Genomic DNA, 13,036 nt, shown 5'->3' on the forward strand with positions numbered 1-13,036 from the left:
CCGCGAGTTTCCCGGCCGGCGCGCGGCGAACGACCGCCGCGCGCCGGCCTTCGCATCACGCTCAGAAGCCGCCCGTCTGGATCAGCTTGTTGAGGTTCGCGATGTTCAGGCTGCCGAAGCCGGTCGTCAGATCCCAGCCGGTGCCTGCTTTGTAGCCGTACCCCTGATAGCCGTTGTTCCCCGACACGACGTCATAGCGCACGAGCGACGGGTTCGACGGAACGTCCGCATAGAACTTGCCGGCCGGGAAGCCGAGACCCGTGCCGTTCGCCGCGAGCAGACGCGCCCAGAAACCGGTGAAGATCGGCGCGGCGAGGCTCGTGCCGCCGATCTGCTGCAGCTGGCCGTAGTTGTAGATGTACGCGCCCGTGCTTTGCGCGGCGTCGAACGATACATCGGGCAACTGACGATTGCTGCCCGACTGCCACGCCGGCGCCGGCAGGACCGTGCTGACGCCGCCGCCCGTGGCCCACAGCTTGCCGTTCCCGTCGAGGCCTTCGTTCCACACCGTTTCGTTCGAGAATGCGCCCGCCGACGTCGTGTACAACGTCGTGCCGCCGATCGCGAGCACGTGCGGCGACGCGGCCGGCCACGACACCGTGTAGTTCGCGCCGTCCGGATAGCCGCGGTTGTTGCACTCGTAGACGCCTTCGTCGCCCGACGATACCGAGAACGTCTGGCCCTGCGCGGCAGCCGTCGTGAAGATTTGTTCCTCGGCGTCGATCGTGCCGTCCGCGTTCGCGTCGGTTTCGCACCAGCCGAGCGACACGTTGATCACCTTCGCGGTGTTGTCCGACACCGCGCGGTTGAATGCCTGCGTGAGCCCCGTGTTGCCGGCGGCGTTCAGGTCCGCCATGTAGAACACCAGCTTGCCGACTTGACCGCCGGCCGAGCCGACGATCGACTGGCTGTCGAGATCCCATTCGCCCTGGCCGTCCTGGTCGTCGCTGTAGCTGCCGCTCGTGCCGGTGCCGTTGGTCTTGACGGTCTGGGTCGTGACCGTGCCGTAACCGTTGCTCGACGTGAACTGCTTCAGGTCCTGCAGCGTCTGCGACACGCCGCCGATCGTGATGATGCCGACGGTCACGCCGGCCGCGGTCGGCACGCCGGTCGCGTTATAGAGGCCCGGGAATTCCTTCGGATAGTGGCCGGTGGCCGTGCCGGCCGCGAGTGCCTGCGGCTTCGCGACGTTGCCGATGCGCAGCATCGGCCGTGCGCGCGCGACGTTCTGCAACCCGAGCACCGAGCCGACGACGTCGCCGAGCGCGCGCGGCACCTGCGCGGTCGATGCGTTCGCGAAGCCCGAGCGGCCCGCGTACTGGAAATGCACGAGCGACGTGTTGAACGCGGTCTTCACCGTGCCGGCCGTGCCGCGCGCTGACACCAGCAGCCGGTTCGGCGCCACTTCGATGTTCACGAAGCCGCTCTTGCGCAGATAGTCGACGACCGACTTCACCTGGGCGTCGGTCGGTGCGTAGCTGGCGAGGAACTGCTCGTGCGTCAGGTACTGGCGGTAATGCGCGTTGCCGGGCCGGTTCACGTCGTGCGCGAGCTGCTTGAGCTGCGCGGCGTTGCGCAGCTTCAGGCTGACGACGACGTCGGTCGTCTCGCCGGCCGCGAGTTCAAGCGACGGCGCCGCGCTGCGCGCCATCAGTTGCGGGCCGGTCAGAAAGGCCTTCGTGTGGGTGTCGACCCAGTCCGTCGTCGCATGCGCCGCGCCGGCGGCGAGCACGAGCGGCCACGCGCACGCGAGGCGGCGGGGCGACGGAAGGGGGAGGGCAAACCAGGCGTTCCTTTTCATCGGGAGTCCTTTTTAGGAGAGACGACGTTGCTGGAGCCCCCGGCCCTTGTGGGGCCGCGAGCGGTGACGAGCGTAGGGCGTCGGTGCCGTTCAGGTAGCTGCCAGTTTCCATAGCTGTCAGTTCTGACATCGGCGGGTTCGCGCGCATGCGCGGCGGCGTCGACGCACGCGGCATCGGTGCCGCCGAAGGGAACCGGTTCGCGACGCGATCGCGCTGCGGTCGACGACGTTTGCACGCACGACTCGTTCGTTGCGGTATCGGAATGCGCGCGATTGCGGAGCGAATCGCCGCGAAAGCGCATTGCGTGTGATGGGGCGTCGGTGCGTCGCGCGTTGCACTATGTGGTCAAGCGTCGCCATGACGCCAACGCGACGACGCCGCGATGCGCGGATGCACAGAAACGGGGCCGGTCGATCGCGAGCGTTTCCCGAACTGTGGAACAGCGCGATGCCGAGTCTTGCAGCGTGCTTTCGGTTCGCGGGTCGGGCGAGCGGATTAGAGGAAATGCTCGAATGCGAACGATGGCGCCGATTCGGCGCGCGCCGGATGTCCGTCGCCAGCGGTTCCGTTGCCGCTCGGCCCGCGCCGGCGAACGAGCACACTGCGGATCGAACGACGTCACGCGCGAAATTCCTCCTTGACGCGTATCGTTCGCCGGCTATGCTTCAATCCATAACCATCGGGTTATTGATTCGAACATGCACGACGCTCACGACCTGCTTTTCAGAACACTGGCCGATCCGACGCGCCGCGCGCTCTTCGAGCGGCTGTGCGAGGAGGGCGAGTTGACGGTCGCCGCACTCACGGCCCATGCAGGCGTGTCGCAGCCGGCGGTATCGAAGCATCTGGGCGTACTGAAGCAGGCCGGGCTCGTGAGCGACCGTCACGAAGGCCGGCAGACGCACTACAGCGCGCAGCCGCAGGCGCTGACGCCGTTGATCGACTGGACCAGCCAGATGGCCGGCTTCTGGCAGAACCGGTTCGACGCTCTCGAAGATCTGCTCAAAAGGATGGATCAATGAACCAGGCCACTACCGAAACGCGTACCGTCGTCGTCGAACGGGAACTGTCGCATCCGCCGGAGAAGATCTGGCGTGCGCTCACGCAACCGCACCTGATCGAGGCGTGGTTGATGCAGAGCGACTTCGAGCCCGTGGCGGGGCGTGCGTTCAGCTTCCGCGCGGACTGGGGTTCGGTCGACTGCACGGTGCTGACGATCGAGCCGCAGCGCGTGCTGTCCTATACATGGGCCGCGTATGGCCTGGAAAGTGTCGTCACGTGGACGCTCACGCCGACGCCGGGCGGCACGCTGCTGCGCATGGAGCAGGCCGGCTTCCGCGCGGATCAGGAACAGGCGTATCGCGGGGCGCAGCACGGGTGGGTGCGATTCTTCGAATCGCTCGAACAGGTGCTGGCGCGTCCCGATGGAGAACCGGAGGCCGGGGCATGAGCGCGCCAGACCTGGAGCCGTCGGCACGCATCGACGCGCTGATCGCGGGAATCGCCGACTGGCGAGGCAAGACCTTCGCCGAACTGCGCGAGACGATCCTTGCCGCCGAAGACGGCATTGTCGAGGAATGGAAATGGATGGGCAGCCCGGTGTGGTCGTGCGACGGGATGATCGCGGTCGCGAACGCGCACAAGGGCAAGGTGAAGCTCACGTTCATGCACGGCGCGCACCTGCCCGATCCCGACGGGCTGTTCAATGCCGGCCTCGACGGCAATGCGCGGCGCGCGATCGATTTCCTCGAAGGCGACACGCTCGACAAGCGCGCGCTGAAGCGCCTCGTTCGCGCGGCGATCGACTACAACCGCGCGCACCTGAAGAAGAACGTGCGGGCGGGGGCCAAGGCACGCGGCAACAAGGCCGCATGACGTACCGCCGACATTGCGCTCCAGTCGCGCGCGCATAAAAAAAGCCCGACACGAGGTCGGGCATCCAAATCGGCCGCAACCGCCGCGAGGCGGCTGCGGCACCTGCAAAAGCAGGACGCTTACGCTGCGAGCAGCGAGCGCAGCACGAACGGCAGGATACCGCCGTGCTTGTAGTAGTCGACTTCGATCGGCGTATCGATGCGCAGCAGCACCGGCACGCGGGTCGCTTCGCCGTTCTTGCGGTGGATCACGAGCGTGACGTCCTGCTGCGGCTTGAAGTCGTCGCCGAGGCCTTCGATGTCGTACGTCTCTTCACCGGTGATGCCGAGCGACTGGACGCTGTCCGCGCCCTTGAACTGCAGCGGCAGCACGCCCATGCCGACCAGGTTCGAGCGGTGGATCCGCTCGAAGCTGCGTGCGATCACGGCCTTCACGCCGAGCAGTTGCGTGCCCTTCGCGGCCCAGTCGCGCGACGAGCCCGTGCCGTACTCTTCGCCTGCGAACACGACGGTCGGCGTGTCGGCCGCGACGTACTGCATGGCCGCGTCGTAGATCGACTGCTGTTCGCCGCTCGGCTGGTGGATCGTCAGGCCGCCTTCGACGCGCGTGCCGTCCGCCTTCGCCGGGATCATCAGGTTCTTGATCCGCACGTTCGCGAACGTGCCGCGCATCATCACGTCGTGGTTGCCGCGGCGCGAGCCGTAGCTGTTGAAGTCGGCCTTCTGCACGCCGTTCTCCTTCAGCCACTTGCCTGCCGGCGAGTCTTCCTTGATCGAGCCTGCCGGGCTGATGTGGTCGGTCGTGACCGAGTCACCGAAGATGCCCAGTGCGCGCGCGCCCTTGACCGTCGGGATCGACGCGGCCGGCTCCATCGAGAAGTCGTTGCCGAAGAACGGCGGCTCGGCGATGTAGGTCGACTTCGGCCAGTCGTAGACCTGGCCCGTTTCGCCCTCGATCTTGCTCCAGAGGTCGCCCTTCTTGGTCAGCTTCGAGTAGTTGTCCTCGAACTTCTTCGGGTCGAGCGCGAACTTGAGCAGCGCGTGGATTTCATCGCTGGTCGGCCAGATGTCGCCGAGGTAGATGTCGTAGCCGTCCTTGCCCTTGCCGACCGGCTCGGTCATCAGGTCGCGCGTGATGTTGCCGGCGATCGCGTAGGCGACGACCAGCGGCGGCGACGCGAGGAAGTTCGCGCGGATGTTCGGGTGGATGCGCGCTTCGAAGTTACGGTTGCCCGACAGCACCGCAGCCGCGACGATGTCGTTCTTCGTGATCGCTTCGTTCAGTTCCGGCGTCAGGTCGCCCGCGTTGCCGATACAGGTCGTGCAGCCGTAGGCGGCGACTTCGAAGCCGAGCTTCGCGAGGTAGGGCAGCAGGCCCGTCTTCGTCAGGTATTCGGTGACGATGCGCGATCCCGGCGCGAGCGACGTCTTGATGTGCGGCGCGACGGTCAGGCCGGCTTCGACGGCCTTCTTCGCGAGCAGGCCGGCGGCCAGCAGCACGCTCGGGTTCGACGTGTTCGTGCACGACGTGATCGCGGCGATCAGCACGTCGCCGTTCTTCACGTCGACGCCGTTGCTCGTCGTGTATTGCGCGTTCAGGTCGTCCGCCTTCTTCGCGAAGCCGTTTTCCGCGACCGGCTTCGAGAACAGGTCGGTGAACGTCGACTTGACGTTGCCGATCTCGATGCGGTCCTGCGGGCGCTTCGGGCCGGCCAGCGACGGGGCGACCGTTGCCAGGTCGAGCGTCACCGTCTTCGTGTAGTCGATGTCGCCGGCCTTCGGAATGCCGAACAGCTTCTGGGCCTTGAAGTAGTTTTCGAACGCGGCGATTTCCGCCTTCGTGCGGCCCGTGCCTTCGAAGTAGTCGATCGTCTTTTCGTCGACCGGGAAGAAGCCCATCGTCGCGCCGTATTCCGGCGCCATGTTGCCGATCGTCGCGCGGTCCGGCAGCGACAGCGACTTCGTGCCTTCGCCGAAGAACTCGACGAACTTGCCGACGACCTTCTCCTTGCGCAGCATTTCGGTGATCGTCAGCACCAGGTCGGTGGCCGTCACGCCTTCGCGCAGCTTGCCCTTCAGCTCGACGCCGACGACGTCCGGCGTCAGGAAGTACACCGGTTGGCCGAGCATGCCGGCTTCCGCCTCGATGCCGCCCACGCCCCAGCCGACCACGCCGATGCCGTTGATCATCGTCGTGTGGCTGTCCGTGCCGACGAGCGTATCCGGGTAGTACACGGTGTCGCCGCCGTCTGCCTTCTTGTGGACGCCGCGCGCGAGATATTCGAGGTTCACCTGGTGGACGATGCCGACGCCCGGCGGCACGACCTTGAACGTGTCGAACGCCTGCATGCCCCACTTCATGAACTGGTAGCGCTCGTTGTTGCGCTGGAATTCCAGCTTCATGTTCAGGTCGAGCGCGTCCTTCTGGCGGAAGTAGTCGATCTGGACCGAGTGGTCGACGACGAGATCGACCGGGACCAGCGGCTCGATCTTCTTCGGGTTCTTGCCCGAACGCTCTGCCACACCGCGCATGGCCGCGATGTCGGCGAGCAGCGGCACGCCCGTGAAGTCCTGCAGCACGACGCGCGACACCACGAACGGAATCTCGTCGACGCGCTTCGCGGTCGGCTTCCAGTTCGCGAGCTGCTCGATGTGTTCTTCGGTGATCTTCTTGCCGTCGTAGTTGCGCAGCACGGACTCGAGCACGATACGGATCGACACCGGGAGGCGTTCGATCTTCGTCTTCAGTTCCTTGCCGAGCTGCGGTAGCGAGTAGAACTTGCCTTTGCCGAAACCGCTGTCGAATTCCTTGAGGGTCTTGTGGAGATTGTGGGCCATGGTGATTTTCCTGGGTTTAAGGCTAGGAAACAAAGAGTCCTGTAAATGACGGCTATATCACGTACAGATCGACGTACTCATCGACCGGCATCGCTTCGAGCTTTGCCTGGTCCAGCGACACGTCGAGAATCGCTTGTTGCTGCTTTGCCGGGAAGCGACGGGCGAGGTTGGTCCTGAACTTCTCGACCAGGAGCGGGATGCCGTCCGCACGGCGTCGCTGATGGCCGATCGGGTATTCGACCGCCACTTCGGCAAGCTTCGACCCGTCCGCGAATTCGATCGTCAGCGCATTCGCGATCGATCGTTTGGCCGGGTCATGGTAATCCTTCGTGAACTGCGGATCCTCGACGCACACGGTTTTCGCGCGCAGCGCGTCGATGCGCGGATCGGCGGCGACCGCGTCTTCGTAATCGGCCGCGGTCAGCCGGCCGAACAGCAGCGGCACGGCCACCATATACTGGATGCAGTGGTCGCGGTCGGCCGGATTGGCGAGCGGCCCCTGCTTGTCGATGATGCGGATCGCGGCCGCGTGCGTGCGGATCGTGATCCGGCTGATCTCGTCGGTCGTGCGGCCCGCAGCGGCGAGCTGCGCGTGCAGTTGCAGCGCGGCCTCGGCGGCCGTCTGCGCGTGGAATTCGGCGGGGAACGCGATCTTGAACAGCACGTTCTCCATCACGTACGTGCCGTACGGGCGCTGGAAGCGGAACGGCTGCCCGCCGAACAGCACGTCGTAGAAGCCCCAGGTTTTCGCGGTGAGCGCCGACGGGTAGCCCATTTCACCCGTTTTCGCGATCAGCGCAAGGCGCACCGCGCGCGATGTCGCGTCGCCGGCCGCCCACGACTTGCGCGAACCGGTGTTCGGCGCGTGGCGGTACGTGCGCAGCGCCTGGCCGTCGACGAATGCGTTGGATACCGCGTTGATCAGCTCGTCGCGCGTGAGGCCGAGCAGGCGGCCGACGACGGCCGTCGACGCGACCTTGACGAGCAGCACGTGGTCGAGCCCGACCGCGTTGAACGAATTCTCGAGTGCGAGGCAGCCCTGGATCTCGTGGGCCTGGATCATCGCGACGAGCACGTCGCGCATGGAAAGCGGCTTCCTGCCGGCCGCGACGGCCGTGCGGGACAGCCAGTCGGCCGTCGCCAGGATTCCGCCGAGATTGTCGGACGGATGACCCCATTCGGCGGCGAGCCAGGTGTCGTTGAAATCCAGCCAGCGGATCATCGCGCCGATGTCGAAAGCGGCCTGGACGGGATCGAGCTGGAAGGACGTGCCGGGCACCTTCGCGCCGTTCGGCACGATCGTGCCGGGCACGACGGGGCCGAGCAGCTTGGTGCAGGCCGGGTAGGACAGCGCCTCGAGTCCGCATCCGAGCGTGTCGATCAGGCAATGACGCGCCGTCTCCAGCGCGAGCGCGCTGTCGATTCCGGTGTTCAGCACGTAGTCGACGATATCGACGAGTACCGTATCCGGAGCGGGGCGGACGTTGGAGACCGAGGCGGACATCGAGGGGCCTGGGAGCGTGAAGACGCGGGCGCTTAGTTCGTTGCCGGCTTCAGTTCGTTCGATTGCGTCGGAGCCGGCGTGCCTTGCGCCATTTCCGGCGTCACGCATTCGTCGGCGAGACGCTCGCCGCCGTTGGCGTCGCTGAACAGCATCGCCTTGCTCGGGATCACGACCAGCTTGAAGCCCGCGGCCGGATCGTAGAACGTGTCGGCGCCCGTCGTCGTGGCTTGACGCGGCAGCTTGTAGTTCTTCTTCGCCCAGTGAACCGTGACGACCTGGTCACGCTTCATGTCGCCGGCGAGGTCGAACGACAGGCCGTCCTTGCACGCCCACTTGGCTGCGCCGTCCGGTACCGGATCGACCTTGGCCGCGGCACGCGCCTGCGCCTTCTTGCTGCGCGGAACGATGCGCTTGGCCGGCGCCGGGCGCTTGGCCGTCTTCTTCGCGGTCGTCGCCGTATCCTGGGCGAACGCGCTCGGAGCCGACACCAGCATCGTGGCGGACAACGCGCCGATGGCGGTAGCGATCAGGAGTTTCTTCATGGAGTCAGAACCTTTCGATAATCAGTTGACAAGGGCCGGCGGCAGACACCGTCGACCGGTTTGAAACTGCACGCGCCCCGGAAGCGCGCAGCGGCCGCTATTTTCACCTATTTGGCCGCGCATATTTCAGGTTTTCGGGCTCCGTTACGTTTTTTGTCGTTTCGCAAACCTGTCGCGGGTTCACGCTCCGGTGATTCGATGAAATGCGTGTGTCGGCGCGCGCTCACCGCGCGTCTCCGGCGGCCGGGCCGAACAGCGGCGCGGCCTCGGCCGGCACCGGCTGGCCGGTCGCCCGTGCGCGGCGCAGCACCGACCAGTAATAGCGGTAGCTCGCGCGGTCGTGCAGTGTATCGCCGTGGCGCGTCGGGCCCCAGTCGGCGGCCTGCGCGGCCAGCAGGATCTCGGCGGCCAGCGCGACTTCATCGGTGCGCGGCGCGAATGCGTCGACGATCGGGCGGATCTGCGCGGGATGGATGCTCCACATCCGCGTGAACGCGAATTCGTCACGCGCGCGACGCGCGTCGCCGGCGACGACGGCCATGTCGCGCACCTCCGTCGTCACGTTATGCGACGGCGTCTTGCCGTGCGCGTGGCAGGCGGCGGCGATTTCGAGCTTTGCACGGCGCACGAGCGGGTGGTCGAACTGGCCGGGCGAGCGCATCGCCGCATCGGGAATCGCGCCGTGATGCGCGGACACGAAGTCCATCAGCCCGAAGCTGAGCGTGCCGACCAGCGGCAGCGCGGCGAGCGCGGCCGCCTGCGCGAGCGCGCCGTGCGTCTCGACCAGCACGTCGACCGGGATCGGCTGCGCGAGGCCCAGTTCGCGGCGCGTGCCTTCGATGAACGCGACCATCTCGGCCGCGTCCGCGGCGCTCGCGATCTTCGGCAGCGTGACGTAGGCCGGCGCGCGCGCGGCGCGCAGCACGATGCGCACGTCGTCGCGCCAGTGGGGATGGGAAAAGTCGTGGATGCGGACGCCGACACGCCCGAAGCGGTTTTCGGCGCTGCCGAGAAGTTCGGCGACGAGCTGCGCGTGCGCGGCTTCCTGGCCGACGGCTGCGCCGTCCTCGCAGTCGAGCGTGATGTCGAACACGGGGCCGAGTTCGGCCTGGAGCGCGAGCGACTTGCGCATCAGCTTCTCGCTGCCCGCGTAGTGATCGCAGCAGGGCAGGATCGCGGGCGGGGACGCCCCGTCGTACAGCACTTGTGCAGGAGTGAGCGCGGACATCTCTTCTACGTCAAGGAGGCGGGCAACGTGGAGAAAATCGGATTCGGGCGCGTTCTGGGCCGGCGCGCGGGGCGCCTGGAGCGGCAAAACGTGCCCGGATCGGATCGGGCGGCGGGGCCGGCTGCCGGCCCGCCGCCCGTGCCGTGACCGGACCGCCCGGAGGCGGCCCGGCCATGCAGTCTGCTTAGTTCTTCAGCAGATGAGCGACGCCGTCGCGCTCTTCGAGCAGTTCGGCCAGCGTGCCGTCCATCTTCTCGCGCGAGAATGCGTCGATTTCGAGGCCTTCGACGCGCTTGTACTCGCCGTTTTCACACGTGACGGGCACGCCGTAGATGATGTCTTCGGGGATGCCGTACGAGCCGTCCGACGGGATGCCCATCGTGACCCACTTGCCGTTCGTGCCGAGGACCCAGTCACGCACGTGGTCGATCGCCGCGTTCGCCGCCGACGCTGCCGACGACAGGCCGCGCGCTTCGATGATCGCCGCGCCGCGCTTGCCGACGGTCGGGATGAACGTGTCGCGGTTCCACACGTCGTCGTTGATCAGCTTCAGCAGCGACTCGCCTTCGACGGTCGCGAAGCGGAAGTCGGGGTACATCGTCGGCGAGTGGTTGCCCCACACGGCGAGCTTTTCGATCGATGCGACCGGCTTGCCCGACTTCGCCGCGAGCTGCGACAGCGCGCGGTTGTGGTCGAGGCGCAGCATTGCCGTGAAGTTCTTCTTCGGCAGATCCGGCGCCGACTTCATCGCGATGTACGCGTTGGTGTTCGCCGGGTTGCCGACGACCAGCACCTTCACGTCGCGGCTCGCGACTTCGTTCAGCGCGGCGCCCTGGACCGTGAAGATCTCGGCGTTTGCCGACAGCAGGTCCTTGCGCTCCATGCCCTTCGAGCGCGGACGTGCACCGACCAGCAGCGCGACGTCCGCATCCTTGAATGCAACCTTCGGATCGTCGGTGATCACGACGCCCGCGAGCAGCGGGAACGCGCAATCGTCGAGTTCCATCACGACGCCTTTGACGGCGGCTTGGGCTTGCGGGAGGTCGAGCAGTTGCAGGATGACCGGCTGGTCCTTGCCGAGCAGGTCGCCGTTCGCGATGCGGAACAGCAGGGAGTAAGCGATTTGACCTGCGGCGCCGGTGACGGCAACGCGCTTTGCGGGCTTAGCCATTGAAAATCTCCAGGACGGGTGAAGCGGTGGACGCTAGGCAAAACGCCATTCTATGCGCGTTACGCGTAGCGTTGCATTGAAGCAGGGCGGAGGACTCGCGAAAGGCAGACGCGGTGAACCTGGAGACGGCCGTGGCACGTAGCCGGGGACGCATTTTGCACCCGCGAACCCTTGCTCGCCCCGGAGTGTAGGAGCCGATGGACCCAAAGTCAAACGGTATCATATGTCTTATATAAGACAGATGTTTTGCGGAATTTGAGTGGACGGAAAAGCGCGGTTTGTGATGAAATGCGCGCCATGACATCGAACCAGGCGAACAACGCGAATCCGACCGGCGCAGGCGGCCCAGGGCAGCCGGGCGCGGGCGATTCCGTGCCGGCGCCTGCGCCTGCCGCTTCACCGTCGCCGACCTTCAGTCCGTTATACCAGCAGATCAAGTCATTGATCACGCAAAGCCTGGAATCCGGCGAGTGGAAGCCGGGCGAGATCATTCCGAGCGAAGTGGAGCTCGCGGCCCGTTACAAGGTCAGCCAGGGCACCGTTCGCAAGGCGATCGACGAACTGGCCGCCGAAAACCTGGTGGTCCGGCGGCAGGGCAAGGGCACTTTTGTTGCAACGCACAACGAAGATCGCGCGCAGTTCCGCTTTCTGCGTCTGCTGGCCGACGACGGTGCCGAGCATCCGCACGTGAGTCGCCTGCTCGAATGCCGGCGCCTGCGCGCGCCGGCCGAGATCGCGCGGCAGCTCGACCTGAAGCCGGCCGACCCGGTCGTGCAGGTGCGCCGCCTGCTGGAGTTCGAGAACGAAGTGACCGTGCTGGACGAGATCTGGCTGCCGGGCGCGATGTTCCGCGGGCTCACGTTCGAGCGGCTGAGCGAGTACAAGGGGCCGCTCTACGCGATGTTCGAGACGGAATTCGGCACGCGGATGATCCGCGCGACGGAGAAGATCCGCGCGGTGGCGGCGGAGCCGGCGGTGGCCGACCTGCTGCACGTGCCGGCGGGTTTTCCTTTGCTGTCTGTGGAGCGTGTGTCCTATACATACGGAGACCGGCCGGTGGAAGTGCGACGCGGCTGGTATGTCACAACCGGGTATTACTATCAGAATGACTTGAGCTGACGACGTATCGGCACAAGCAGCGTGCGCGCGCTCCCCATGTTCGCGTAGCACGTTTCGGGCCGCCTTTATTCCCGTTCGCGTAATGATCCAGAGCAGACTTTCGCTGCAGCGCGATATAAAAAGGCGCTAAAATCGCGGATTAGTGTGACAACATAGTAGGGGTCTAGCATGACTGACGCAGTAAGAAAGCCGAGGCCGGAATACCGGAACATCGGATTCGGCGATATCACGATGAAATATCGCATGCCCTTGGCGGCGATATTGTCGATCCTCCATCGAGTCAGCGGCGCGCTGCTGTTCCTGTTCCTGCCGTTCCTGCTGTTCCTCTTCGATCAGAGCCTCACCTCCGAGCTCAGCTTCGAAGTCTTCAAGGCTTTCCTCTCCAACATCGTCGTCAAGCTGATCGTCCTCGCGTTGTCCTGGGCGTTCCTCCACCATTTCTGCGCCGGCATTCGCCACCTGCTGATGGACGTCAATCACGACGCCGTCTCGAAGGAAGGCGGCAAGCGGACGGCCGTCGTCGTCTTTGTCGTCTCGATCGCCCTGACGATCGCCATGGCACTCAAACTGTTCGGAGCATTCTAAGAAAATGGCAGCCAATAACCGAATCGGCTCGAAGCGCCTCGTCGTCGGCGCTCACTACGGCCTGCGCGACTGGCTCGCGCAGCGCGTCACCGCCACGATCATGGCGGTCTACACGGTCATTCTGCTCGTCCTGTTCTTCGGCGCGCATGACTTCTCGTACGAAGGCTGGGCATCGATCTTCTCCGCGCAATGGATGAAGCTCGCGACCTTCGTGACGCTGCTTTCCCTCTTCTACCACGCATGGGTCGGCGTGCGCGACATCTGGATGGACTACGTGAAGCCCGTCGGTGTGCGCCTGCTGCTGCAATCGCTGACCATCGTCTGGCTGCTCGCATGTGCGGGCTACGCCGCGCAGATTCTCTGGAGAGTGTAA

12 protein-coding genes are annotated in these 13,036 nt (G+C 65.6%); 6 read left to right on the forward strand and 6 right to left on the reverse strand.

The genetic code is table 11. The annotated features are described in order from the left end of the window. Positions 1-61 precede the first annotated feature (61 nt). Entirely contained in the window at positions 62-1,801 is a 1,740-nt protein-coding gene (locus tag WS87_RS20500; protein WP_059818785.1) for a S53 family peptidase, read from the reverse strand. A gap of 699 nt (positions 1,802-2,500) precedes the next feature. Here WS87_RS20500 and WS87_RS20510 point away from each other — a divergent pair. The 3 genes from WS87_RS20510 to WS87_RS20520 are packed head-to-tail and all read left to right on the forward strand — an operon-like array spanning position 2,501 to position 3,677. Continuing rightward, positions 2,501-2,824: an ArsR/SmtB family transcription factor gene (locus WS87_RS20510; RefSeq protein WP_059524698.1), complete on the forward strand. Its 324-nt coding sequence runs from the start codon at positions 2,501-2,503 to the stop codon at positions 2,822-2,824. Next, a complete protein-coding gene (locus WS87_RS20515) occupies positions 2,821-3,252 on the forward strand; it encodes an SRPBCC family protein (RefSeq protein WP_059699908.1) in 432 nt (143 codons plus the stop codon). Before WS87_RS20510 ends, WS87_RS20515 begins: the two co-directional genes overlap by 4 nt. Further along, entirely contained in the window at positions 3,249-3,677 is a 429-nt protein-coding gene (locus WS87_RS20520; RefSeq protein ID WP_059818786.1) for a DUF1801 domain-containing protein, read from the forward strand. The genes WS87_RS20515 and WS87_RS20520 overlap by 4 nt, the downstream gene beginning before the upstream one ends. 119 nt (positions 3,678-3,796) lie before the next feature. Here WS87_RS20520 and acnA read toward each other — a convergent pair whose 3' ends face one another. The 5 genes from acnA to WS87_RS20545 form a co-directional block, all read right to left on the reverse strand. After that, positions 3,797-6,514 carry an aconitate hydratase AcnA gene (gene acnA / locus WS87_RS20525; RefSeq protein WP_059818787.1) on the reverse strand — a complete coding sequence of 906 codons (2,718 nt, stop codon included), beginning with the start codon at positions 6,512-6,514 and terminating at the stop codon, positions 3,797-3,799. A 52-nt stretch (positions 6,515-6,566) separates the two neighbouring features. Further along, entirely contained in the window at positions 6,567-8,018 is a 1,452-nt protein-coding gene (locus WS87_RS20530) for a bifunctional 2-methylcitrate dehydratase/aconitate hydratase (protein ID WP_059699912.1), read from the reverse strand. A gap of 32 nt (positions 8,019-8,050) precedes the next feature. Next, positions 8,051-8,560 (reverse strand): hypothetical protein, encoded by a 510-nt coding sequence (locus WS87_RS20535; RefSeq protein WP_059524708.1) that lies wholly within the window; start codon positions 8,558-8,560, stop codon positions 8,051-8,053. Between the two features lie 223 nt (positions 8,561-8,783). Then, positions 8,784-9,788, reverse strand: a complete 1,005-nt coding sequence (locus tag WS87_RS20540; protein ID WP_059818788.1) for an HpcH/HpaI aldolase/citrate lyase family protein — start codon at positions 9,786-9,788, stop codon at positions 8,784-8,786. A gap of 184 nt (positions 9,789-9,972) precedes the next feature. Continuing rightward, entirely contained in the window at positions 9,973-10,959 is a 987-nt protein-coding gene (locus WS87_RS20545; RefSeq protein WP_044843799.1) for a malate dehydrogenase, read from the reverse strand. Between the two features lie 288 nt (positions 10,960-11,247). On the opposite strand from WS87_RS20545, the gene WS87_RS20550 reads away from it, so the two are divergent. The 3 genes from WS87_RS20550 (at position 11,248) to sdhD (ending at position 13,036) form a co-directional block, all read left to right on the forward strand. Continuing rightward, a complete protein-coding gene (locus WS87_RS20550; RefSeq protein WP_082088449.1) occupies positions 11,248-12,078 on the forward strand; it encodes a GntR family transcriptional regulator in 831 nt (276 codons plus the stop codon). Between the two features lie 168 nt (positions 12,079-12,246). Further along, positions 12,247-12,663, forward strand: a complete 417-nt coding sequence (gene sdhC, locus WS87_RS20555; protein WP_059601793.1) for a succinate dehydrogenase, cytochrome b556 subunit — start codon at positions 12,247-12,249, stop codon at positions 12,661-12,663. Positions 12,664-12,667: 4 nt separating this feature from the next. Then, complete coding sequence (gene sdhD / locus WS87_RS20560; RefSeq protein WP_006399546.1) at positions 12,668-13,036, forward strand: succinate dehydrogenase, hydrophobic membrane anchor protein; 369 nt, start codon at positions 12,668-12,670, stop codon at positions 13,034-13,036.

The sequence above is a fragment of the Burkholderia sp. MSMB0856 genome (assembly GCF_001524645.2).
GTDB classification, from domain to species: domain Bacteria; phylum Pseudomonadota; class Gammaproteobacteria; order Burkholderiales; family Burkholderiaceae; genus Burkholderia; species Burkholderia diffusa.

Coding starts and splice junctions, on each gene's coding strand:
- acnA (WP_059818787.1), bottom strand. CDS start 6,514: ATGGCCCACAATCTCCACAAGACCCTCAAGGAATTCGACAGCGGTTTC.
- WS87_RS20520 (WP_059818786.1), top strand. CDS start 3,249: ATGAGCGCGCCAGACCTGGAGCCGTCGGCACGCATCGACGCGCTGATC.
- WS87_RS20545 (WP_044843799.1), bottom strand. CDS start 10,959: ATGGCTAAGCCCGCAAAGCGCGTTGCCGTCACCGGCGCCGCAGGTCAA.
- WS87_RS20510 (WP_059524698.1), top strand. CDS start 2,501: ATGCACGACGCTCACGACCTGCTTTTCAGAACACTGGCCGATCCGACG.
- sdhD (WP_006399546.1), top strand. CDS start 12,668: ATGGCAGCCAATAACCGAATCGGCTCGAAGCGCCTCGTCGTCGGCGCT.
- WS87_RS20535 (WP_059524708.1), bottom strand. CDS start 8,560: ATGAAGAAACTCCTGATCGCTACCGCCATCGGCGCGTTGTCCGCCACG.
- WS87_RS20530 (WP_059699912.1), bottom strand. CDS start 8,018: ATGTCCGCCTCGGTCTCCAACGTCCGCCCCGCTCCGGATACGGTACTC.
- WS87_RS20500 (WP_059818785.1), bottom strand. CDS start 1,801: ATGAAAAGGAACGCCTGGTTTGCCCTCCCCCTTCCGTCGCCCCGCCGC.
- WS87_RS20515 (WP_059699908.1), top strand. CDS start 2,821: ATGAACCAGGCCACTACCGAAACGCGTACCGTCGTCGTCGAACGGGAA.
- WS87_RS20550 (WP_082088449.1), top strand. CDS start 11,248: ATGCGCGCCATGACATCGAACCAGGCGAACAACGCGAATCCGACCGGC.
- sdhC (WP_059601793.1), top strand. CDS start 12,247: ATGACTGACGCAGTAAGAAAGCCGAGGCCGGAATACCGGAACATCGGA.
- WS87_RS20540 (WP_059818788.1), bottom strand. CDS start 9,788: ATGTCCGCGCTCACTCCTGCACAAGTGCTGTACGACGGGGCGTCCCCG.